Raw genomic sequence first — 23,484 nt, 5'->3', positions numbered from 1 at the left:
ATATGTGAGTAAGATTCATGTAAATTGATATGTTGATGTGAGATAATACGGGGCAAGTCAGGTAATCAAGTTACTTAAAAAGGCGACGGAGACAATATTCACTCACTATTGGCAGATCTGCTTCAGCCCAGTCATATTTAGGCAATTCCATGACATCAACCCATATTGCTTGTGCATGCTCCGCAGGTTTCAGTTCTCCCGCTGTCAGCCTGCATACAAAAGGGTAGAGCCTGATCGAGAAACCAGGGTAGTAGTGCTCTACCATCGTAAGCGCACCCGCTATGGCGATATCGATATTTAGCTCTTCTTTAATTTCTCTGAATAAGCAATCTTCTTTACTTTCTCCAGCTTCAATCTTTCCGCCCGGAAACTCCCATTTCAAAGGAAGCTTCATCGATGCAGATCTTTGACAGATCAGTACTTTATTCGCATGTTCTATTATAGCACAGGTTACTTGGAGCATAGTGCTTTAAAGTTAATCATTTTTCTGATCATCGCATAGAGACAGGACAAAGAAAGTACCAGCAACTATGCTTCTGCCGAATGCCCTTCAAAGGTTATCATTATGCCGGTACGGCTATAGCTTTATCAATAAGGTGAATAACTATCAAAAAGGTGAATAAATAAAGAAACAAACCATTAAACATTTCTAGTTAAGGCCCAGCTAGCGTTGAAATGTAAATGAAGAACTAATTGTGAGCGTCATATCCCCAAATTTTAATTTTCTTTCTTCCCGAAGGGCGGATCTATCGTCTGTCAGATAGCCTGTTTTATAATATTTGAAAATTGTGCCAAAGTGATTATCGAGTATCCTGAATTTTTTGCCGTTCTGTATGTAAGTTAATTGTAGGTAAAAATCATCCTTTTCCGGAACATCAAATGTCGGGATGAAAATAGGATCTGGAGTTGTGAATACGATTTGAGATGTACCCAGTTTCAAGGCTTTATGTACGTCTGTTTCAGCGATTGGTTTTTTGTTATTCTCTGCATCTTCCAAAGAGTTGTAAAGTGAGACAACGGCATCAAAGGGTTCGTCATCTTTAAAATAAAAGGTCAGATATGGACTATACGAAGAGAGTTTATCGAGTACGATCGTGTCAATGGACTTGAGTGCTGTGATCTCCACAATCTTGGATGCCGAGTCTACTGCTAGATGCAGTGTTCCCTTTTCTTCCTCATTTTTAAAAATATATTGCGTCAGCCGATATCTACCTAAGTTTGCAATATCGACATTTATATCTACTGCGGATTCCGTTTTTACAATCTTCTTTCTGTCCAAATCATATAACACCCATTTAACGACAGGGGTCCCTGGATAATCCTGTTCAAATGCACCTTTTTTCACTTTTATATTGCTTTTGAACGTTGCTCCTGCATAAGGGATGTAACTTATATTCAAAGGCATAGTAGACACCTTGGGCGGAACGATAATAATCGAGTCCGTCAGCTGTTTGCCTTGAGGATTTACATATAAAAAACCTGCTTTTAATATTTCCTTACCTTCGGTAGGATCGACATCCTTTTTACAGGCAGTCAGTAGCAGGGCGGAAATTAAAATAGGGAAGTAGCGCATAATTTAAATAAAATTAGTTCACTACCAATATACGAATTTATTTAATTAATTTGCGTTTAGAGCAATCTATATTCATAAGCACATTATTTAGTTTTCTGTTTAACTGATTAATACACTTCTCTAGTTTTGGTAAAAGACTTGTGGGTCCTGTTTCTTCAATGGTAAAACTGTTTATACGTTCAATTTTTCAGAACGGATCTGGCGGAATTGGCAGCAATGATTAGTCCTCCCGCCAACATGATAATATCTTTTAGCACAAGTCTTCCGGCACCTGAAAGATAGGGGAAGCCGAAATGCGGAGTCGGAAAATCACCGCCCAGATTGGTGACATAGATTTCAGGTGTGCTAATTAGGAACGATAAGGTCGTAATCGACATGCCTATGGTCAATAGCCCACCGATTAGTCCAATCTTGGGAAACCAGATACCAAGGAGCACAAAGATTCCAATAAGGCATATTACAGTGCCCAAACCGTAGGAAAAAGTGTAGGTACCATTTGCCCGGTGCCAATCTATGTTTTTCTGCACCGTTTTACCCTCCGGATTTTTATACAGCGTGTATTCGGGTACAGTTTGGTTTTTGCTGTTTTGGACAAGATTGTCGCTGTTCTTGTAAAAGAAAGACATTAATGGGCTGTTTGTTACGAAGGGTACGATTCCTTCGGCCTCGTAGGAAAAGGCCTTTAAGCCACCGATCCATGCCATAACCACAAATATGGCAATACGTATAAAATGAATCGATTTGTCCTGCATGGACGCTAATACCAAAAGTGCTTTGTTCATATGTGTATGCTTTATAATACAAAGCTAGTCGGTTTCCTATAGGATGAAATGGACAGATAAGGTTAATCAATGGACTTTTCAGCCACGATGGAAATGCCGACCTTCCTGCGATAATGGGAAGGCGAAACACCAACCTCTTTTTTGAAATAGCGGCTGAAATAGAATTCATCTTCAAAGGTAAGCTGATCGGCAATCTCTTTGATTGAGAGATAACTCAAGTGCAGCATCTTTTTGGCCTCCAGAATCACCCTTTCCTTGATAAGCTGTGAAGGAGCCTTGCCAAAACGGTGTTTAACTTTTTTACTGAAAGCATTGGTCGAGAGCGCAAACACGTCGGCATAGAAGCTTACCGATCGCTCTGTAATGAAATGTTGGTCCAGCAGAGACTGAAATCGGGAGATGGGATCTGGGAACGATTCTCCAGGCAACATCTGCGGCAGGGTTTTGCTTTTTTCCTTGCTGCTGATAGCCAGAATGAGCTGTAGATAAGACCGGAGTACCGAATCGGCGAAAGGATCCTCTGGATGGTTGGCCATCTCTCTTTCCATTCGTTGTAACAATTCCTTGATTTCGTCAAAGGTTGATTGCCCGATTGGGAAGTAAGGGTTTTCATAAATATTATTGAACAGCAGCCCGTTGCAGGCCACTTCTTTCTTGTGGTATTCAATGCAGTAATAATCACCGTGAAATTTCAATACCTGGATTGGAATATTTTGGTTATTTAACCATTTTAGCTGTTGATACGGGCTGAGAAACAGCAGAGTGCTACCTGAAGAGGAATAATCTACAAAATCGATAGCAAATTCTGCATCATCCTCAAACAGGAGCATATGGTAATAGGCTGAGCTATAGTTCTCAAAAAAACTATTACTGGTTCTGGTTTCTATGGCGATTAGTTTATCGATGACTTTGTAGACTTTAATTAAACAAGCTTAACAAAACTAAAAATTATTTTGAACTTGATAGGACTGTGATCGGACCAAATTATGAAGCCTTATCTCTCATTTATATGTTCACATTGACAAGCCTACCGGTTTTTTCATCCAGGTACGTTTTGCTGTTCCAGCCATGTCTTATTATTCAGTTTATTAATTTTATTAATAGTAAACTTATATTATTTGATGTTATTGTGTTTATTGTACACGATAACGTTTGCGATTGTTGCGCAATCGATTGCTGAAATATCATGTGAATATTCCTTTTATATTCGTCACAGATTATAATCCTATGAATAATTTTTAAAAGATTTTAAACTGCCATCTGAATGAAAAAAGGAACGAAACAAAGGATCTGCTTGTCTGTCATATTATTGGGGCACATCTGGTATTGGAACCCGACTTGAAACAAAATTCCGGATGGGAGACAGGACAATAATTTAATTAATACCATTCATAAACTTAATTGAAAACCAATGAAAAAAAACATCTTTTATGTAATCGCAATTTGCTTTGTTAGCATGTTATCCTCCTGTAAAAAGGATGGCGGTTGGATGCATCCCGTTCCTTCTGATCCGGATCCGGTGAAACTGGCCATTGCAGACAGTGTCCAAACATTCAGAGTGACGCCATCGGCGTCTACAGAAGCCGATCGAATGCAATTCAGGGGTAATCATAATGATATGCAGGCAACAGGATTTTATGTTGCCCCAAACAGTACGATAACCGTAACCGTTAAAGTCAACGCTGGTACAACAGGCGCCCGACTCGCCATCGGTACTCCATTTAGGGATAATATCAGACCTGTGAGGCAATATTTAGACTTACAACCGGGCACACAATCCTTTACAGTGGATCAATACGGAGGCTTAGTTTATGTGATTTATACAGCCAATAATTATACAACAACAGGTGAAATTGAACTTACTTTCGGCGACGGATTTATTCCAGTACCTTATTTTCAAAAAGGGAAAACAACACATGGTCAATGGGTTGCGACATTGGACTCACTTAAGAACGTTGCTCCAGACGTGGTGTTTTCTTCCGACCGTACAATTATGGTGGCCAACATGGATGAAGCTCTTCTTTATAAGGGGGAGGATCAACAGTTGATAGTGGATAGGTTGGATTCTATCATTGATTTTTCAAATCGTATAAGCGGCCTGAGTGGTACAAGCGGCGTGCATGCTACCCCTTATAATAAACATCTGATTACAGTTAGAGATTCTGCGTCTGGTGGATATATGGCGGCAGGGATTTCCATTTATTACACAGAAGCATTGTCTTATAGGATGCTACAGCCTAAATACCTTTCGAACACGAATGGATGGGGTATCTGGCATGAAGTAGGACATACCTATCAACAGAAAGCTTGGACCTGGGGCAATTTGACGGAAACCACAGTCAATGTGTACTCCCTGGCAAGTGAGCGAGGTTTTGGTCTGCCTATTAGTCGTGTTACTGCAAATAATGCATGGCCTAAACTGGATGCGTATTTCCAGCAACCTATTACTGAACGTGATTTCAATGCGGGCAGCAATGACCTGAAGATGATTATGTTCCATCAACTATGGTTAGCATTTGGTGATGATCTGTATATTAATTTGAGCAAGGCCACACGTGACAACCGTCCTACTGTATCTACAGATGCAGCAAAAATGCGTTATTTTATGCTGTCAGCTTGTCAATTTTCACAAAAAGACCTGTCAGACTTTTTTAGAAAATGGGGATTTAGGGTTGATGAGTCTGTTTATACAGAAATAGCCAATCTCAATCTTCCGATACCGGATCAGGATGTTACGACATTGAGGGATTAAAACATCATTTTCAGTAGTTAGTGATTGGGTACATGATAATTCGTGTACCCTTTGTTGGTAAGAAACGACGTCTATGCGTCTTTGTCTAACTACGTACGCTATCTACGTACTTTAACTACTTTTGTCTAACGCTTTCTTTTGTTAAGAAAAATATCTGGCTGATACTAAGGTTTCTACTGTTATTTTTGCTGTTGTTTTTTTGTTGCGCAAAAAAGCTTCGGTGCCCCTTTTGATCTTTGTGTTAATGTATAATTAAAGCATGAAGACATGAAAACAAATATCATCAATAAACTAAAGGAAATCGAAGCAGGCGAGGGGATACGGATGCTTTTTGCCTGTGAATCAGGAAGCCGGGGCTGGGGCTTTCCGTCAATCGACAGCGATTACGATGTTCGGTTCATTTATGTGAGAAAAACGGAAGACTACACCCGCTTATTTCCGCTGGCTACGGAAATGCGGTTTCCCCTAGTCGATGACCTTGATATAGGAGGCTGGGATCTACGTAAAATACTTACACTATTGTATAAGAGCAATGTCAGTCCATTTGAATGGATCCAGTCGCCAATCGTTTATTACGAGGTTGATGGATTCAAAACAAGTTTTATCGCAATGATCAAAAATTATTTTGACCGCCGTAGGCATGCTCATCATTATTTGGGTATTGTCCGTAGCAAAGTTGAAGATCTTCGACGCGAGAATATGAAGCTCAAAAGCTTATTTTATATTTTGCGGTCTCTACTTGCAGCAGAGTGGTGTGTTAGCCGCAGCGCTTGTGCTCCCATGACCTTGGCAGAACTGGGCGTGCTGTTACCTGCGAGCGTTAAGACTGAAGTGGCGGAATTACGCCAACTGAAGGGCTCGGTGGATGAAGGATTTACATACAGTTGTTCAGTATCCATGAGGAGCTACATGGAGACGCAGCTGACAAAGTTGGAGGATCAAGTAAAACGTCTTCCCGTCTCAGCATCGGATAAAGAAGGACTTGAGCATTACTTTAGAACGCTGTCAAAATGACTATAAACGAACTTAGAGATCGCGGGCTGATCCTGTATGAGGCAGTTGTCGGCAGCAGGGCGTACGGATTGGACACAGCGTCCTCTGATACCGATATCAGAGGTGTATTTTATCTACCGCTGGAATATTACCTGGGCAATCAATATATTGCCCAGGTTGCAAATGCCAGTAATGATGAAGTCTATTATGAGCTAGGACGCTTCGTAGAACTCCTTTCAAAGAGTAATCCTAATATATTGGAGCTTCTGGCCAGTCCTGCCGACTGCATATTAGACCGGGATCCTATATTTGACCAATTTAAGATTCAGGATTTTATCACACAGGAGGCAGCTACGAGCTTTGCTCAATACGGGATGGTACAAGTGCGCAAGGCAAAGGGACTGAATAAGAAAATCAACAATCCGATGGATCGTGCGCGCAAAAGTTTGCTGGATTTCTGCTTCATCATAGCCGGTGACCGTAGTGAACCGTTGAGCAAGTGGTTAAGCAAGCGGCAGTGGAAACAGGAAAACTGTGGTTTGGTCAAGATCGACCATGCAAAGGGAATGTATGCTCTGTTTTATGACCAGGCTCAGACCATGAATTATAAAGGTATCGTGGCTACAATGGAGAGTCATGAGGTTTCATGCAGTGCTATCGGCAAGGAACAAGCACTTTGTGCGTATCTTTTTGTTAATCATGACGCATATTCTTCTTATTGCAAGGCCTATCGTGAATATTTTAGCTGGGTATCTGAGCGCAATGAAACCCGTTTTCAAGGCACAATGCAACATGGCGGGGGCTATGACGCCAAAAATATGATGCATAGCCTCCGTCTGCTGCAGCAGGCAAAAGAGATCTTGTCTGACGGCAAGCTGAATGTACGTCGCCTTGATAGGGAAGAGCTCCTGCGTATCAAGAGTGGCGTCTTTACCTATGATGAGCTTTTTATACGGGCTCAAAAGCTTTTTCAGGAGGTTGAAGAGCTTTCCTTGCACAGTTTACTGCCGGCAGCGCCGGATCAGGTGAAACTGAGACGACAATTGGTGGTAATGCGTAAATACCTTTATCAGATCAAAATTTAAGAGACAATTTAGGTCTGAATATTAGCTGCTTTTAATTTATAAATCTGAGAATGCGCAGGAGATTTTAAACTTATTCCAATTGCATGTCGAATTCGTCAAAAGATTCCTTGCGCCAGGCCATGTGCTGTGTGCTTGTCGAAAGTGCAAATAAGGGGGAGAATGTTTTAACTTTTACGGTTTTGCCATCGGGGAGGAATTCAAGAATACGTAACCAGCCATCACCACCGCTCCCCTGGTGCCCGCCCCCAAGCGCTTGCGCATTGAAGGTCATTTGATTGACCTTTTTGCCGGCAGCATTTTTGTCCGTGCGAAAACCAATGTGCTTTTTGATGTCATTGGCAGCACCGATATGGCCTGAGAATACCAGCTCAATGTTTTTGGAAGGTTGGACTAATTTTTTCCAGATGGATTTTCCGTAGTTGGCGTCCTGCAGGTCATATTTTTCTTTTTCAATATGCTCATTCTTATAATTCAGATAGGAATGTGTCAATAGAACGACTTTATGCGTGCTATATGTGGGTTTGTCAATGACTGATCTGGCCCAGCTCAGTACCGTGTCCCTCGGTGCAAATTCGATCGAGAGGAAAAGAAAATCTTGTCCATGAGGAGAGCGCCATTCATAGCTTGCGTTTTCTAAACTCGGGTCACCGTATATATTTTCGGTGACATCCCGCAGCAGCTCTTGGTTTTTGCTGTTTTTGTCCGAAGGGAAATAATGCGGAAAATGGGTGGTCTTTGGTTTGTGCGTATAGCTGAATATATTATAATCATGGTTTCCCGTCGCCGTAATATAGGGTATTTTCCCATCTAACTTAGCAAAAGCCCGTGCAGCAGCTTCCCATTGCTGTTTGCCGGTCTGGTCCATTTTTAGCCGGTTGGGGTTGATAATGTCATCATGCTCCACCAGATCACCGGTGCACAGCACAATTTTTATATTCATTTGTTCCTGATGCGCTACGATCCAGTTCATCATGATATCTAAAATAGGCTGATTCCGCTTAAACTTTACATAGTTCTGTATATCTGGCAGTAGTACCATGGACCACGATTTTTGATCGCTCAAAGTAGGCTGTTGAAATTCACTGCTTGTTGACTGCGCTTTTGCTGCGGTTATGTAATACCACAGACAAAAGAATAGTAGACTGTTTTTGATACTCGTTCTCATACAGAATTTAATTAATGACGACGTTTTCAATTAGCTGAACCGGTGTGAATTTAGCTTATTTTTTTAATGTTTAAAAATCTTTCTTTTTATTTCTGGATACTCAGCGAGAAGTTATAGGAGAATATGGTTTTAAATCATTATCTATGAGTGTTTAGGGGTGAAATTTAAAAAGCTGTTTACGATTTTTGAAAGCTGTTTTTATGTTAATTTCATATTAAATTATCTTTAAATATGTTTATTTTGGTGTTTAAATAAGTTTTAAAATGTTAATTTTATTTGTTTTTTGTTTTTAATAATAAAATTTAATGTTTAATATTGTTCAATAATATAATGCCTAAGTTTCATAATAACCAATTGGATCGGGAAAATCTCAGTGGTATGAATCGTAAATCTATAATTCTTATACAATCAAAATGAATAAAGCATTTCGTTTGGCTGCGTTACTATGTGCGATGCCCATAGGGATGGCGTTGGCACAGCAGGTCGCCATGAAAGGTCGCGTCGTTGATGCGCAGGGGCATCCGCTGATAGGGGCGACTGTTCAGGTTAAGGGAAGTTCTGCTAGTCCTTCGGCTGTAATGGACAATGGGGAATTTAGTTTAAATGTAAAAAAGGGAGAGACCATTTTGGTCACTATGCTCGGGTATGCACAGCGGGAGCTGGTCTATCAGGGGCAGGCCAGTCTAGAGGTGGTTTTAGAGGGAACGTCGACCAGCATCGAGGAAGTTGTTGTGGTTGGATATGGTGCACAAAAGAAAGTGAATTTGACGGGCGCTGTTTCCGTTATCGAAAATAGCCAGCTGGAACGTCGGCCCAATCTTTCGACTTCATCGGCCTTGCAGGGGTTGGCTCCGGGTGTGACCGTGACTTCACAGACAGGTGCTCCGGGCGGTGATGCCGGCCAGATTCGGATCCGTGGGATTAATTCCTTTGGTGGCTCTGACTCTTCACCGTTGGTGATCATAGACGGAGTGGCGGGCTCGATCGATAATATTGACTACAATTTGATTGAAAGTATTTCTGTGCTTAAAGATGCTGCTTCTTCAGCTATCTATGGTTCACGGGCAGCCAACGGTGTCATATTGATTACTACCAAAAGAGGGAAGGACAAGCTGGCCATCCATTATAAGGGGTATATCGGCATGCAGGATCCTACAGCCATTCCGAAGGTGGCTGACGGGCTCACCTATATGCGGATGTTTAATGAGGCCAACCTCAATGATGGAAATCAACCGACCTATACGGATGAGGCCATTGCCGAATATAGCCGCTTATATGCCGAAAACCCCGATAATTTTGACTGGCAAAAGGCTATTCTAACGGGTTCTGGCTTTACACAAAACCATTTCTTGAGTCTTTCTGCAAATAGCGGTATTATCCGTGTCGCACCTTCGTTTGGTTATTCCACGCAGGACGGACTTATCAAGAACACGGGGTTTAAACGTTATGTTTTCCGCAACAACATGGACATTACCCCAAACGAAAAATTTACTGTGAGGATGGACCTTTCGATGACCAATAAAAACAGGGAACAGATTGCGGGTGAAGGAACCATCTGGAATTATTTGGGCCGTATGCCGACTGATCGGCCGATCCGCCATCCCAATGGTTTATGGGCAGAGGGCTGGGTGAAAAATAATCCTGTGGCCCAGATTGAAGAGGGAGGGAATAACAAGACCAACAACCTGGAATTTATTGGTAATTTATCGGTGAATTATAAACCTACGGAATGGCTTAGCCTCCTGGGAACAATCGCGCCGAGGTATGTGACGAGAAATACCCATCAGTTTAATAAAATGGTAGAGGTATTTGATATAAACGGCGCTTCGGCGGGCTCGGCCAATACGACTACCGATCTTACGGAACGCGCTTACAGACAGTATTTTGGGAGCTATTTTGTAACGGCAACAGCCGACAGATCGTACGGTGACCATCAATTCAAAATGATGCTGGGGGCCTCCCGGGAATCTTACAATGAAAAATTTTTGATGGGCTATCGTCGGGATTTTATGTATGACACATACGAGGTTTTAAACGCCGGGGCTGACAATGCGACAAAGGATAATGGCAGTACCATCGATGAGTGGCTGTTGGTATCTCAGTTCGGCAGATTTAATTATAGTTTCAAAGATCGCTATCTGTTTGAAGCGAACATCAGGCACGACGGCAGTTCCAGGTTTGTGAAAAATAACAGATGGTCTACCTTTCCGTCTTTCTCGGCAGGCTGGCGCCTTAGCGAAGAGCCGTTTATGGGAAATTTGAAAGGGGTGGTCAGTCAGCTCAAATTAAGAGGTTCATGGGGTAAGCTCGGAAATCAGAATATCGGTGATTCTTATTACCCTTTCGCCTCGCAGCTGGCGCTGGGAAGTATATCGATGGGCGGACAATTGTATCCCCTGGTATCGCAGAATGAAATGGCAAACGAGCGACTGGTATGGGAATCGACGACAATGAGTGGAGCGGGGCTCGATGCGGTATTGTTTCAGGATTTTAGCCTGACCTTTGACTGGTATAGCAAGACGACCAACGGGATTTTGCTCAAACTGGATATACCTGCATTGCACGGGCTCCCGGGGCCGTTCCAGAATGCAGGGAAGGTACAGAACAAAGGCTGGGAGCTTGCCGTTCGTTATGATAAGAAATTCGGCGATTTTAAGCTCGGTCTGGGCGGGAATATAGCTGATGTAAAAAACAAAATCCTGGATATGCGCAATACAACGATGGGTACGTTTTTACGTCAGCAAACCGGGTACCCGATTAATTCAATCTACGGTTATCTCGCCGACGGTTATTATAATAATGCGGATGAAATCAAAAACGGTCCCGCCCAGTTCGGAAAACTCCAGCCGGGGGATATCCGTTATAAAGATATCGCAGGAGAATTTGATGCAGCTGGTAACCCGATTCCGGATGGCAAAATCAATGAAAGTGATAAAGTGATCATTGGCAATACTATTCCGCGTTATACCTATGGGATAAATCTGGATCTCAGTTATAAAGGGATTCGGCTGAATGCATTTTTACAGGGTGTGGCTAAGGTGGATGGTTATCTGAGTTCGCATTACGTGGTGCCGTTGGCGATGGCTAGTGCTGTCAAGGAATGGCAGACCGATTATTGGACCGTAGACAATCCGGATGCTGCATTGCCGCGCTTATCACATTCTTCCACAAACAATACGCAGAATTCAACTTTTTGGATGCGGAGTGCAGCGTACCTTCGTCTTAAAAATGTGCAGCTAGGGTATGAAATCCCGAAGCATCTGCTCGCTAAACTCAGATTGAATGGCCTGTTTGTTTATGTCAACGGGCAAAATCTCTGGACGAAAACCAATTTCTATAAAGGGTATGATCCCGAAATCAATTACAATGCAGCAGCGGGTGAAGGGGTTTCTTTGGGAGATGGTAATTTCTATCCGCAGGTTAAAGTATACACCTTTGGCGTTGATTTTAAATTTTGAAGACATGAAGAAAAACATGAAGATAGTTTTAGGTTTCGCACTACTGGCCGGACTGGTTAGTAGTTGTAATTTGGATAAAGAGCCTCTGAATGGTCCGGCAACAGGCACATTTCCGACCAATGAGACAGAAGCTGAGAGTGGCCTGTTGGGTGCTTATAAGGCGCTGACACTCCTGGATGCAAGCAGCACCCCTTTCTTGCATGTGCTGGACAATATTACCGATATCGGTTATGCGCGTCCGGGGAATAATTATACGCCGGGCATTACCAGCTCCTATACGACGGATAATGCCTTGGCCACCAAACCGTGGACAGCACATTACAAAACACTTGCCCGGGTACATCTGGTATTGGATAATCTCGCGGCATTGCAAGGGAAGATTGCGCCCGAGAAGCTGAAGCAGCTGGATGCAGAGCTCCGTTTTATTCGGGCATACGTGTATTCACAATTGATAGAATTGTATGGAGGAGTACCTTTACTGACCAAAAATGTCCCCCTGGGCGAGGCGAATATTGGCAAAACGGATGCAGCCGAAATCCGGCAATGGATTATGGACGAACTGACAGCGATTGCGGATGCGCTGCCCGTTAATCAATCCGCTTTCGGAAAAGTAAGAGCGAGCAGTGTGGCTGCCTATATGTTAAAGGCTCGTGTTGCGCTTTACGCCGGTAAATACGAGCTTGCCGCAGAGTCGGCCGACAAAGCGATCAAGCTTTCGGATGGACTGCATGAGCTGACTCCTTTCAACGAGAGCATAAATTATGCAGGAAAGAACCACGTGGTAGGTGAGCCTGATGTGAGCAATATTTTTGGACATGAGGGCTTCAAGAGCAGCAAAGAATGGATATGGGTCATGGAATATAATGTCAGTGTTCCCGGCAATGTGCATAATCAACAATATTATGCAGCGTCGCGCCTTGGTAGAGGGGTTGCATACTGGGGGCCGACGCAAGATTTTATAGACTCTTTTCAGGCGTCTGACGGACTGCCGGTTACGGAGTCTGCCGTATATGATGCCGCCCATCCTTTTGCCCATAGAGATCCGAGACTGGATATGTACTGTGTGAGGCCCGGGGCCAGATTTCTTGGCTACCAATTTGAAATGAACAGCGCATTTAAAAATGTGGCAAATTATTGGCCTGTTTTAAACGGGACCAGCGATAAGCCGGCCGTTGTGGTGAATGCAGACCAGACGAACGCCGCCCGTTCATATAGCGGCTATTTGTGGCGGAAACATGTGGATATCAAAGATTTTGCAACCACTTCTGTCAATGGGCAAAGTGACCTGAATATCGGTCTTTTTAGGTATGCCGAACTGCTCTTGATCTATGCGGAAGCTAAAATAGAGGCGAATAAGATTGATAATTCAGTGTACGATGCGATCAATCAGATCCGCCTGCGGGCGCATATGCCACCGCTCAGGACGGGGCTCAGCCAGGCTGAATTAAGGAAAGCGCTGCGTTATGAGCGTAAAGTCGAACTCGCGGGTGATGGCTTCCGCTGGTATGACCTTCGCCGCTGGGGGATTGCCAGCCAGATCTTGAACGGTAATCTTTATCTCAACCGCGATGCAAATCAGTGGTCTTCGGCAGTATTGGTCAAAATCGACGATAATAGTTCACCGGTTTATAATAAAGAGTTGGCTAATAAAGTTTTTGGTGTTCAGGATGTGATTTTTAAAATTAATAAGGATGAGCTTTGGCCGATACCCGAAAGTGAAATTGTGATGGTTCCAGATCTGAAACAAAATCCCGGATACTAAAGTCTCCGGACAGGTAAAAGGCCTCTGGCTTTTAAAGCTAAAGGCCTTTTTTCAGGTTAAGCTATAATGACTTTGACGCCCAGTTCCTCAATATTTCTAACGTCATTTTCGGAGACTTTACTATCGGTGATGATATAATGGATATCTTCAATGTTGCATACTTTTCCAAGTCCTCTTTTTCCAAATTTGCTGCTGTCTGCCAGTACAATGACCGTTTGGGAGGTTTCAAGCATCTTTTGGTTAAGCGTAGCTTCGGAAAGATTGCTGATTGAAATGCCAAATTCTAAATCGATACCATCTACACCGAGAAAAAGGAGGCTGCAGCTTACTTCGTCGAGCAATCTTGAAGCATAGTGGCCGGCGACAGAGGACGAATTGGGTCTGATCAGTCCGCCCAGCTGTAAAACTTCGATGTTTTTCTTGTTGCTCAGTTCTAATCCGACTTTCAGTGCTGGAGTGATCACCGTCAGATGCTGCGTTACTTCTAGATTTTTTGCCAGGGCATAGGCCGTGGTACCCGAGCCGATCATGATCGAATCGTTGTTTTTGATCAGCTTAATTGCAGCTTTGGCAATACGTTCTTTGTCTTCACTATTGATGGACTCTTTCTCCAGAATGTGGCGGTCTCCCGCATAGGGATTGTAGGTAGAAGCACCCCCCTTTGTACGAAATAAAAGGTTCTTATCTTCTAAAAGCTTAAGATCTTTACGAATCGTTACGCTGGAGACCTCCATTGTTTTACTTAACCATTCGATGGAAATTTTTCCTTTTTCTTTAAGTTTCTTGAGTATGAATTCGTGGCGCTCTGTTATACTTTTCATAATTCTACAAGTTTATTGACAAAGATACTGTGTTGACCTTTAAACTTCAAGCGTTCAAATGTTAAATTATCTTTTTTTTTATTTAAAAATGTTTTATTTACTTTTTTTATTATAAATTTGATCAATCAAAATATAAAAAAAACCAGAATCTATTTATGTCCAAGTTTGCCCTTCCGATTGCTCCGCTGTATAGGCGTTGGTTAATCATACTCGTCATATTTTTAGCGATTGTCTTCAATTATTACGATCGGCAGATCGTGTCTATCTTAAAACCTATGCTGAAGGCAGCATACGGCTTGGGTGACGATGGTTATGCGATGGTTATTAACGTTTTTACGTTGTTTTATGCACTTATGTATCCGGTATCCGGTTGGCTTGTGGATCGTTTTGGCGAACGACGTGTGATGCTAGTAGGTATTTTAGGCTGGTCTCTGGCCTGTTTTGGAGGTGGTTTTTCGCGTACATTTGGTTCTTTTCTTTTTTTTCGCGGCTTGCTGGGTGCATCAGAGCCGACCAATTTTCCTGCGCAGCTGAAGGTCGTTGCAGTCTGGTTTTCCGGCAAGATGCGGGCTACTGCCAACAGCCTTTGTGTCGCGGGGAGTTCGATCGGAGCGATCATCGCACCGCCGATGGTGGCTTGGCTGGCTATTTCCTACGATTTTCATACAGTCTTTATCGTGGCGGGAGCAATCGGTCTGGTGATTGCCTTGCTCTGGTTTCTGATTTACTGCGAGCCACCTGATGCTGTCGCTAAAGAAAACACCGTCGAGCCCGGGGAGCCGGCCGCTGCCTTTTCCTGGGGGCAGCTGTGGGGCAGAAAGTCTTTGTGGGGGATTCTGTTGATCCGATTCGTAAGCGATCCGGTATGGTATTTTTGCCTGTTTTGGTTGCCCGGCTATCTGCAGGAAGAATCGGGACTGACGCTGGCTCAGATTGGCATGTTTGGCTGGATACCGTTTTTGCTGGCCGATTTGGGAGCCATAGGTACGTCGGCCTGGTCTGACCGGATGGTCAGGAAAGGGAAAGATCCACTCCTGGCTCGCAAGACGATGCTGACGGCGGTCGCTTTGTTGGCTCCGCTGTGTTGTCTGACCACGTATATCGCTAATCCCTACTTGACTTTGCTCATCTTTGGGCTTGTTGCCATAGCTTGTCTAAGCTGGTTATTTACAATCAGTGTGGTGATTGCGGAGGCGTTTCCGGTGGCCAATGTCGCATCGGTATTGGGAATTGCTGGAGGTTTTGGTGCATTGGGGGCTGTGCTGTTCAATTATTTTGTCGGGCAGATGCTTGGCTCGGTAGGCGCAGGAACCCTATTTATTGTGATGGCATTTATGCATCCTTTGGCAGCATTGATCCTATGGACGATGATAAAAAAAGAGGTTCCCCCGATAAAGGAAACACAAAGGGCAGAAGTGTTGCTGCTCAAATAGATTATGTAGTTTGTAAAATAAATTTTATACAGAAATGGACAGTATCAAAAAGATTATGGAGCCCGCAAGAGAGGTTCCGGTAAGAATGGAGGTGGATGTGCTGGTTGTGGGGGCGGGGCCTGCTGGTCTTATTGCGGCCCAGGCGGCAGCCTCAGATGGCCTGAAAGTGGCTTTAATCGACAGCAGGAGTTTTGTCGGTGGCAATATGACGATTGGTTTGCCCATTCTGGGTTTTCTGGGGCAAAAGGGCAATCAGATCATTAAAGGACTGCCACAGCGTTTTATCGACAGGTTAAAAGCTGTGGATGCCGCATCCGAGCATCGTCCTTGTCCCTTGCATATGAGTCTGACCTTGGTCGAACCTGAAGCGGTTAAAAATATCGGGCTCAAGGTTTTGGAAGAGGCTGGGGTAGAGGTGTTGCTGTATGTTTTTTCGGCCGGGGTGGTGATGGAGGACGATGTTTTAAAAGGGGTGCTGATAGAGAGCAAATCTGGCCGGGAGGCAATTCTGGCAAAAACAGTCATCGATTGTACGGGCGATGCCGACGTGGCTTTCAGGGCTGGAGTGGCTTGCGAGCAGGGCAATGAAACAGGTGGGGCACAGCCTCCGACATTGATGTTCTGCATGGGCGGTGTCGATACCGAAAAACTGCGTATGTCCATTGCTGAGGAGCCCCGGACCTATCTGACGGATTTTATTCCGGCCGAATATTTCGGGCAGAATAATCAGTTTATCGTCGTCGGGCTGCGTAGTGTGATGGAGAAAGCCAGAGCGGCCGGCTATCATTTGCCGGTAGAGCGTACGATATTGATCACGGGGCTTCGCGAAGGCGAAGTCTGGGTGAATATGTCGCGGATAAATGGTGTGGATGGAACAGATCCGGCGAGTCTGACCTTTGGTGAAATCGAAGGCCGCAAGCAGATTGAGGAGATTCAGCGTTATCTGGTCGCGTATGTGCCCGGATTTGAGCAGGCTAAATTTACTAAAATGGCTCCTTTTTTGGGGATTCGGGAGACAAGGCGCATAGTTGGCCAGTACGTGCTTACTGCCGACGATATTCTGTCCTGTACCCGTTTTGACGATGCGGTTGCGGTGGCGAGCTATCCACTCGATATTCATCATCCGGAAGGGGGAGGCTGTACCCTTACCTGGTGTGGAGACAGTTATGACATCCCATACCGTTCTTTGTTGCCTACACGGGTGAAAAACCTGTTGGTCGCCGGACGTTCGATTTCGACCACGCATGAGGCCATGTCTGCGATACGGGTCATGGCACCCTGTATGGCGATGGGCGAAGCCGCTGGACGTGCTGCCAAAATTGCGGTGCGTCGCGGTGTTTCTCCTGCTGAAATCAATGTGGAGGAGCTCCGTCAGGAACTTATAGCCGAAGGGGCATATCTTGGAGAAAATGAAATGACCGTCTGATATGAAAAGAGGTACTCAACATGATCTTGTAGGGCGCAGAGGTTTTTTGCAGAAGCTTGGGGCGGCGGCGATGGTGTCGCTGCTTCCCTTGGAAGACAACGTTGCCCATGCCCTGGTCAGCAAGGATACGCTCTGTGTGCTGACCTGTAATATCCGGGTGGACCTTGAAGAGGACGCGGCAAAAGGATTGGGCTGGCAACAGCGTCGGTCCGCCTGTCTGGAAGTGATCCGGCGTCAGCGGCCAGCTATCATCGGTTTTCAGGAAGTGCTTTATAATCAGTTTGCCGATATGAAAGCGGCGATGCCCGATTATCATGCCTTCGGATTTGATGGCCCGGAAATGGATTCCATCAAAACGGGTTATCATGGCATCGCAAAAAATCCGGTTTTCTTTTCCAAAAAGCGGTTTGAACTCCTGGCGGCCGGAGCCTATTGGCTGTCCGAAACACCTTTAATCGGAGGGAGTATTTCCTGGGGGTCGGCGCGTGCCCGTAATGCCTGTTGGGTACGTTTGTATGATCGTTATAGTAAAAAGGAACTACGTCTGGTCAACCTGCATCTGGATCATGTCAATGCCGAAGCAAAACTGAAACAGATAGCGCTTGTACTTGAGGAGTCTGCGCAGTATGCCGATGGATTTGTGCAGATCATGACCGGCGATTTTAATGTTGGATCCGAAAGCCAGGTGTACCAGAAAGTTGTGTCGGCAGGCTGGAAAGACACGTTTACGGAAATTCACGGGGCGAAAGATTTCGGTGGCACGACGCATGGATTTAAAGGCGAGCAATATGAAAAGAAAGACCGTGCAAAAAAAATAGATTTTATTTTTACGAAGGGCGCGGTTGTCCCCAGAACATCTGCCATCGTCAAAGATAATTATAAGGGTGTCTACCCCAGTGATCATTATTTTTTGCGCGCTGAACTTGAATTATAAATTGGTATTCCCCGTTCTTTCCAAAAAAGCAATATGTTTAATATTGCTTTTTTTTGTTTTGATACGTTTTATTTATGTTATTTTTTATTTTATTCTGTTTTATTTTGTTATTTTAGTGCTGTAAAGTAACCAATTCTAAAAACTAAATTATGGTACACATACTTGGGAAATGGGGAATTCCTTCAAATTTAAAATGGGGGTATCTGGGTATCCTCCTTTTTATGATGGGCGACGGTGTTGAACAGGGCTGGTTGAGTCCCTATCTGATAGCGCATGGCATGAATATAGAGCAGTCGGCTAGTTTGTTTACAGTTTATGGGGTGACCATAGCCATCTCATCCTGGTTTTCGGGTGTCCTTGCCGAAACATACGGGCCACGCAGATCCATGGTGATGGGCTTACTTCTTTATATGATCGGAACAATCGGTTTTGTGGGGCTTGGAATGCAAAAGCTTGATTTTACTTATATGCTGGTATTTTATGCGGTTCGTGGTTTCGGTTACCCTTTGTTTGCGTATTCATTTATGGTATGGATTACTTATCGCACTACGCAATCCATGTTGGGGCGGGCAGTAGGCTGGTTTTGGTTTGTGTTTACGGGGGGATTGAATGTGCTGGGGGCTTACTATTCAAGCTGGGCTCTGGACTATATGGGCTATCAGAATACCTTATGGTCTTCCTTGCTCTGGGTTTTAATCGGGGCCTTTATTGCCTTGATCCTGAACCGTGATCGATTCTCGGTACCACATGCAGGCCGATCGAAATTCAGGGATATGCTGAAGGGGCTTACCATTGTTAAGCGCGAGCCTAAGGTTCTGGTGGGCGGAATCGTAAGGGTAATCAATACAACGGCGCAATTTGCTTTTCCGGTTTTTCTGCCCCTATATATGGCCGAATATGGTTTTGAGACCAAAGCTTGGTTGCAGATTTGGGGTACGATTTTTACCAGCAACATAGTCTTTAACCTCCTATTTGGATTTGTGGGCGACCAGCTGGGCTGGCGTAATACCATTATGTGGTTTGGCGGAGTCGGCTGTGCCGTGACCACGCTGCTGTTCTATTATTCCCCGGCTTGGTTCGGGGGGAACTATTGGGCTGTCTTGGCGGCGGGCGTATTATGGGGAGCTTTGCTCGCCGGCTATGTGCCCCTGTCCGCACTGGTGCCATCGCTGGTGAAAGAGGAGAAGGGATCAGCAATGGCGATTCTCAATCTCGGGGCTGGCCTGCCTGTATTCGTGGGGCCAGTTTTGGTGGGGCTCTGCATCGGTACGCTGGGCAGCGAAGGTGTAGTTTGGCTGTTAGCCATCCTCTATTTGTTGAGTGCACTCTTGACAGCCTTATTAAAATTGCCCGAACAAAATGTAATTGACACGGACTAAAATATATCATAAAATAGAAGAACGAAAACTATGAAAGTACTATTGACGGCTCCCTATGAGAATGAGAGGGCATTTGGAGAATTGGAGAGTTTGGTTGGCGAAGTCATTTATCGGCCCTGGAAGCCACATGGCAGAGCTTTTAATCCAACGGAGCTCATTGAACTCCTGCGGGAAACAGGGGCCGAAGCCTTGATTTCTGAGCATGACGAAATTACTGCCGAGGTGCTGCACGCCAACCCCTTGTTAAAGTTTGTGGGTATTTGTCGGGGCACACCGTCCAATATTGATTTGCCTGTAGCTACCAGATTGGGGATTCCGGTGTTTAATACGCCGGCACGTAATGCGCAGGCTGTAGCAGAAATGTTTATAGCCAATGTGATCACATTAATGCGCAATACGCTTCCCGCTATGGACTGGCTGGAAAATAAAAACTGGGGAGTGGGAGCACATACTTCCTATCTGCAATTCAAAGGAAATGAACTTGCCGGAAAGAAAGTGGGGATGGTGGGTTTTGGTGCGGTAGGTCAGCATATCGCGCGTATGTTGAGCAGTTTTCCCTGTGAGATTTACTATTTCGATCCTTATTATACAGACGAGAATACCGATTATAAAAAGGTGGAATTGGCCGAACTCTTTACCGCCTGTGATATCGTCGGCATACACCTGCCGGTCACCCCCGAGACGGTCGGGATGATTGATGCGAAATATCTTTCTTTATTAAAAAAAGAGGCTATTTTTGTCAATACTGCCCGGGCTACGGTGGTCAATCGTGAAGACCTGCTCGGCCTATTGGAGTCGGGGCAGATCCGGGGCGCAGTGCTGGATGTTTTTTATCATGAACCTCCGGATGAGATTGACTATAAAATGATTCAGCACAAGAATGTGATCGCCACACCGCATATTGCCGGTGCTACCCATGAAGTAGAGGACCATCATGCGTTTATTATGAACAACAATTTGAGGGAGTATTTTGTCAATGGAAATAAGCATATCCGTCAATTGGTGAATAAAGCGGTAATAGAAAATTTAAATGTATAATGGTGATTACAAAAGCATATTTGATTATAGATATCGGGACAGGAAATGCGCGTGTTGCCGTCGCATCGCCAGCGGGTGAGCTGCTGAGCATAAAGCGGGAAAATGTGCAGTACGAATCTGACGATCGCTACGAAGAATCGATTTATTTCGATCCCGATACACTATGGAATGAAATTCTCCGGCTGTCTGCCCTGGCCATAGAAGAAGCGGGGCCCGTGCAGATCGAAGCCATCACAGCGACCAGCCAGCGCGAAGGTATTGTTATTATTGACACAGAAGGCCGTTCTGTTTTGGGCATGCCGAATATCGACCATCGGGGCAGGGCATGGGAAGCTGAATTAACGGATAAAGACCGGGTGTACCAAATGACCGGAAGATACCCGACTTCGCTCTTTTCTGCATTCAAACTGGTGGGGCTCCGCAAGGTATATCCCAATATCTTCAAGGACATTGCTTGCTTTATGAGTATCAGCGATTGGGTCCAGTATAAGTTTTCCGGTGTCTGTGCCTATGAGCATTCGCAGGCCTCTGAGACGTTATTATATGATGTCGCCAAAAGAGACTGGAGCCACACGTTATTTGCACAGTTTGATTTACCAGTAAGTCTTGTTCCACCATTAAAAGCTGCGGGCTCTATTTTAGGAGATATTTTACCGGATCTAGCCCAGAGCATGAATATCCATGCAGGAGCCAAAGTGATTGTTGGTGGTGGCGATACACAATTGGCCATCAAAAGTATTGCACCGACATCCAACGACGTTGTGATCGTTTCTGGTACCACAACACCTATTATCAAGATTGTTGAGGATTATGTGCTGGATGCAGACCAGCGCACCTGGACCAGCCGCCACATCGACGCCGACAGTTTTATCCTGGAAGCCAATGCGGGAGTGACGGGGCTCAATTATCAGCGGTTAAAAGAAATTTTCTATCCAAACGAAGGTTACGATGTCATCGAAAAAGAACTGGAAAGCGCCACTTATTCGCAATGCGTTGCTTCACTGGGCTCGCTTATTGCCGACGAAGACCAGCCGCTTACCAAAGGGGGATTTATCTTTAATGCCCCCGTCTCCCATCAATTGACCAGAGGTAGTTTTGTTTTTGCTATTCTTTGGGACATCGCTTGTAGCATCTACGAAAATTATAAGTTTCTGAGCGATGTGTCGCCGCATCATGAAAGTTATATCTGGGCTTGTGGCGGCGGTATGGAAAGCCGCAAATTGCGTCAATTTATCGCTAATTTATTTGGTAAAAGTATCAAGATCAGAAATACGTTCCGGCAGGCATCAGTTTTGGGAGGAGTTCTTGTCTGTAATGAAGCACTTGGCCTGGCTAATTTTGAGCCTGTGCTGCTGGAGGAAATTGAGCCCCAGGACCACCAACAGTTTGAGCAGCTGTATCAGGAGTGGAAGAATGCACGTCGGACATTTAAGCAGGTGACCGCATAGATGGATAGCTATTTCTTTGGACTGGATGTGGGCACACAGGGTGCACGCGCCGTTTTGGTCGATCAGCTCGGAAACATAGTAGGTTCAGAATCGGTTAAATTCGATCTCCGGGGGAATTTTAGAGAGGAGCAGTCTCCGGCTATCTGGTGGCGGGACTGTGAGGCTATTATAACCCATATTTTGGCAAGGCTCCCTCAAGACGTCGATAGAAAGGCCATTCGGGCGATTTCTGTCACTTCGACCTCGGGAACGGTTATCCCTCTCGATCGGAATAACCTTCCGCTTCACGACGCGATCATGTATAGCGATGGCCGCTCGGTAAAGCAAGGTGAGCGTTGTATGCAGGCAGCAAAAGACTTTGTGCAGCACGGCTATACAGGATTCAATTCCTCGAGTGGAATAAGCAAAATGCTGTGGTATGTAGACCATTATCCCGAGAAGGTAAAAGATATCGCGTTATGGATACATGCTTCGGACTATATTGTGGGAAGGCTGTCGGGGCAATATCATATAACCGACTACACCAATGTCCTCAAGAGCGGATACGACCTGAATGCTCTGGAATGGCCGGCCTATATTTTTGATGTACTGGGTATGAAGCCCGAATGGTTACAGCAGGTTGTTCCCTCGGGTACAGTTATCGGTACACTGAACGAGGATCTGGCCAGGGCCTGGCAGCTGCCCCGTATCGATGTGGTGGTGGGCATGACCGATGGCTGTGCAACTCAGATGGCTTCCGGGGCAGTCAATCCCGGAGAGTGGAATACGACGATCGGAACCACTTTAGTCATCAAAGGGGTGACCAGGTCACAAGTTGTCGATCCCCTGGGTAGATTATATAGCCATCGCCATCCTGAGGGTTTCTGGATGCCGGGTGGGGCGAGCAATACGGGGGCGGACTGGATTAGTCTGGATTTTCCGACCGACTTTGAGAAACTGAACGAAGAGGTAGCCACATTGATTCCTACCGGGCTGTTGGCCTGGCCGCTCAAACACAAGGGGGAGCGGTACCCCATTATGGCACCGCAGGCGCGTGGTTTTGAACCTGGGTCTGTGTCACGCGAACGCTTATTTGCCGCCAATTTAGAGGGCGTAGCTTTCATTGAACGGCTAGCATACGAGATCATTGAGGAACTTTCCGGCGAGCAGGTCACTGCCGTATTTACAGCTGGGGGAGGCAGCAATAGTAAAGTATGGCTGAGGATCAGAAGTGCCGTATTGCAGGTGCCGATTTTCAAATGTAAAGAAGCCACAGGCGCTCTGGGAGCGGCCATTATGGCCGCATCATACAGCTATTACGGTTCTTTGGAAGAGGCAGCTTCAAAAATGACCCAGAAAGAAATGCAGGTATTTCCCGACATGGATTTAGCGGCTTCCTATGAAGGGCAATATCAACAGTTTAAAACTAAACTCAAACAATTAGGCTATATTTAAG

At 45.0% G+C, this 23,484-nt stretch carries 18 protein-coding genes; 12 read left to right on the top strand and 6 right to left on the bottom strand.

The window, feature by feature from the left end; genetic code table 11:
• Nucleotides 1-70: 70 nt before the first annotated feature.
• The 4 genes from K7A41_RS07920 to K7A41_RS07905 all read right to left on the bottom strand — a co-directional run bounded on the left by K7A41_RS07920 (nt 71) and on the right by K7A41_RS07905 (nt 3,185).
• Nucleotides 71-463, bottom strand: a complete 393-nt coding sequence (locus tag K7A41_RS07920; protein ID WP_265713279.1) for a (deoxy)nucleoside triphosphate pyrophosphohydrolase — start codon at nt 461-463, stop codon at nt 71-73.
• Nucleotides 464-664: 201 nt separating this feature from the next.
• Nucleotides 665-1,573, bottom strand: coding sequence for a hypothetical protein (locus tag K7A41_RS07915; RefSeq protein WP_265713278.1), 909 nt, complete (start codon nt 1,571-1,573; stop codon nt 665-667).
• 179 nt (nt 1,574-1,752) lie between these two features.
• The gene (locus tag K7A41_RS07910) at nt 1,753-2,355 is read right to left on the bottom strand and encodes a DUF417 family protein (protein WP_265713277.1); all 603 of its coding nucleotides are present in this window, start codon (nt 2,353-2,355) and stop codon (nt 1,753-1,755) included.
• A 62-nt stretch (nt 2,356-2,417) separates the two neighbouring features.
• Entirely contained in the window at nt 2,418-3,185 is a 768-nt protein-coding gene (locus K7A41_RS07905; RefSeq protein ID WP_265713276.1) for a helix-turn-helix domain-containing protein, read from the bottom strand.
• A 581-nt stretch (nt 3,186-3,766) separates the two neighbouring features.
• Between K7A41_RS07905 and K7A41_RS07900 the strand changes: the two genes are divergently transcribed.
• From K7A41_RS07900 to K7A41_RS07890, 3 genes are all read left to right on the top strand, one after another.
• Complete coding sequence (locus K7A41_RS07900; RefSeq protein WP_265713275.1) at nt 3,767-5,107, top strand: M60 family metallopeptidase; 1,341 nt, start codon at nt 3,767-3,769, stop codon at nt 5,105-5,107.
• Nucleotides 5,108-5,374: 267 nt separating this feature from the next.
• Nucleotides 5,375-6,121: a nucleotidyltransferase domain-containing protein gene (locus tag K7A41_RS07895; protein ID WP_265713274.1), complete on the top strand. Its 747-nt coding sequence runs from the start codon at nt 5,375-5,377 to the stop codon at nt 6,119-6,121.
• The gene (locus K7A41_RS07890) at nt 6,118-7,185 is read left to right on the top strand and encodes a DNA polymerase beta superfamily protein (RefSeq protein ID WP_265713273.1); all 1,068 of its coding nucleotides are present in this window, start codon (nt 6,118-6,120) and stop codon (nt 7,183-7,185) included. The genes K7A41_RS07895 and K7A41_RS07890 overlap by 4 nt, the downstream gene beginning before the upstream one ends.
• A 70-nt stretch (nt 7,186-7,255) precedes the next feature.
• Here the strand turns inward: K7A41_RS07890 and K7A41_RS07885 are convergent, their stop codons facing one another.
• Complete coding sequence (locus K7A41_RS07885; RefSeq protein WP_265713272.1) at nt 7,256-8,350, bottom strand: metallophosphoesterase; 1,095 nt, start codon at nt 8,348-8,350, stop codon at nt 7,256-7,258.
• A 413-nt stretch (nt 8,351-8,763) separates the two neighbouring features.
• Here K7A41_RS07885 and K7A41_RS07880 point away from each other — a divergent pair, with 413 nt between their 5' ends.
• Nucleotides 8,764-11,808 carry a SusC/RagA family TonB-linked outer membrane protein gene (locus K7A41_RS07880; RefSeq protein WP_265713271.1) on the top strand — a complete coding sequence of 1,015 codons (3,045 nt, stop codon included), beginning with the start codon at nt 8,764-8,766 and terminating at the stop codon, nt 11,806-11,808.
• A gap of 16 nt (nt 11,809-11,824) precedes the next feature.
• Nucleotides 11,825-13,570 carry a RagB/SusD family nutrient uptake outer membrane protein gene (locus K7A41_RS07875; RefSeq protein ID WP_265713270.1) on the top strand — a complete coding sequence of 582 codons (1,746 nt, stop codon included), beginning with the start codon at nt 11,825-11,827 and terminating at the stop codon, nt 13,568-13,570.
• 56 nt (nt 13,571-13,626) lie between these two features.
• On the opposite strand, the gene K7A41_RS07870 is transcribed toward K7A41_RS07875, so the two are convergent.
• Nucleotides 13,627-14,391: a DeoR/GlpR family DNA-binding transcription regulator gene (locus tag K7A41_RS07870; RefSeq protein ID WP_265713269.1), complete on the bottom strand. Its 765-nt coding sequence runs from the start codon at nt 14,389-14,391 to the stop codon at nt 13,627-13,629.
• Between the two features lie 155 nt (nt 14,392-14,546).
• Between K7A41_RS07870 and K7A41_RS07865 the strand changes: the two genes are divergently transcribed.
• The 7 genes from K7A41_RS07865 (at nt 14,547) to K7A41_RS07835 (ending at nt 23,483) form a co-directional block, all read left to right on the top strand.
• Nucleotides 14,547-15,824 carry an MFS transporter gene (locus K7A41_RS07865; RefSeq protein WP_051607198.1) on the top strand — a complete coding sequence of 426 codons (1,278 nt, stop codon included), beginning with the start codon at nt 14,547-14,549 and terminating at the stop codon, nt 15,822-15,824.
• 85 nt (nt 15,825-15,909) lie between these two features.
• Nucleotides 15,910-17,250, top strand: coding sequence for an FAD-dependent oxidoreductase (locus K7A41_RS07860; protein WP_265713556.1), 1,341 nt, complete (start codon nt 15,910-15,912; stop codon nt 17,248-17,250).
• Between the two features lies 1 nt (nt 17,251).
• Complete coding sequence (locus tag K7A41_RS07855; protein WP_265713268.1) at nt 17,252-18,184, top strand: endonuclease/exonuclease/phosphatase family protein; 933 nt, start codon at nt 17,252-17,254, stop codon at nt 18,182-18,184.
• 149 nt (nt 18,185-18,333) lie between these two features.
• The gene (locus tag K7A41_RS07850; RefSeq protein WP_265713267.1) at nt 18,334-19,563 is read left to right on the top strand and encodes an MFS transporter; all 1,230 of its coding nucleotides are present in this window, start codon (nt 18,334-18,336) and stop codon (nt 19,561-19,563) included.
• A 30-nt stretch (nt 19,564-19,593) separates the two neighbouring features.
• Nucleotides 19,594-20,601, top strand: coding sequence for an NAD(P)-dependent oxidoreductase (locus K7A41_RS07845; protein ID WP_265713266.1), 1,008 nt, complete (start codon nt 19,594-19,596; stop codon nt 20,599-20,601).
• Nucleotides 20,601-22,049, top strand: coding sequence for an FGGY-family carbohydrate kinase (locus K7A41_RS07840; RefSeq protein ID WP_265713265.1), 1,449 nt, complete (start codon nt 20,601-20,603; stop codon nt 22,047-22,049). The genes K7A41_RS07845 and K7A41_RS07840 overlap by 1 nt, the downstream gene beginning before the upstream one ends.
• On the top strand, nt 22,050-23,483 hold the full coding sequence (locus K7A41_RS07835; RefSeq protein WP_265713262.1) for an FGGY-family carbohydrate kinase: 1,434 nt from the start codon (nt 22,050-22,052) through the stop codon (nt 23,481-23,483).
• Nucleotide 23,484: the final 1 nt, after the last annotated feature.

Origin of the sequence: Sphingobacterium sp. InxBP1, from assembly GCF_026191775.1 — a bacterium.
GTDB lineage: Bacteria > Bacteroidota > Bacteroidia > Sphingobacteriales > Sphingobacteriaceae > Sphingobacterium > Sphingobacterium thalpophilum.
The sequence above is the reverse complement of the archived record's forward strand: the minus strand, read 5'-3'. Positions and strand labels throughout refer to the sequence as shown.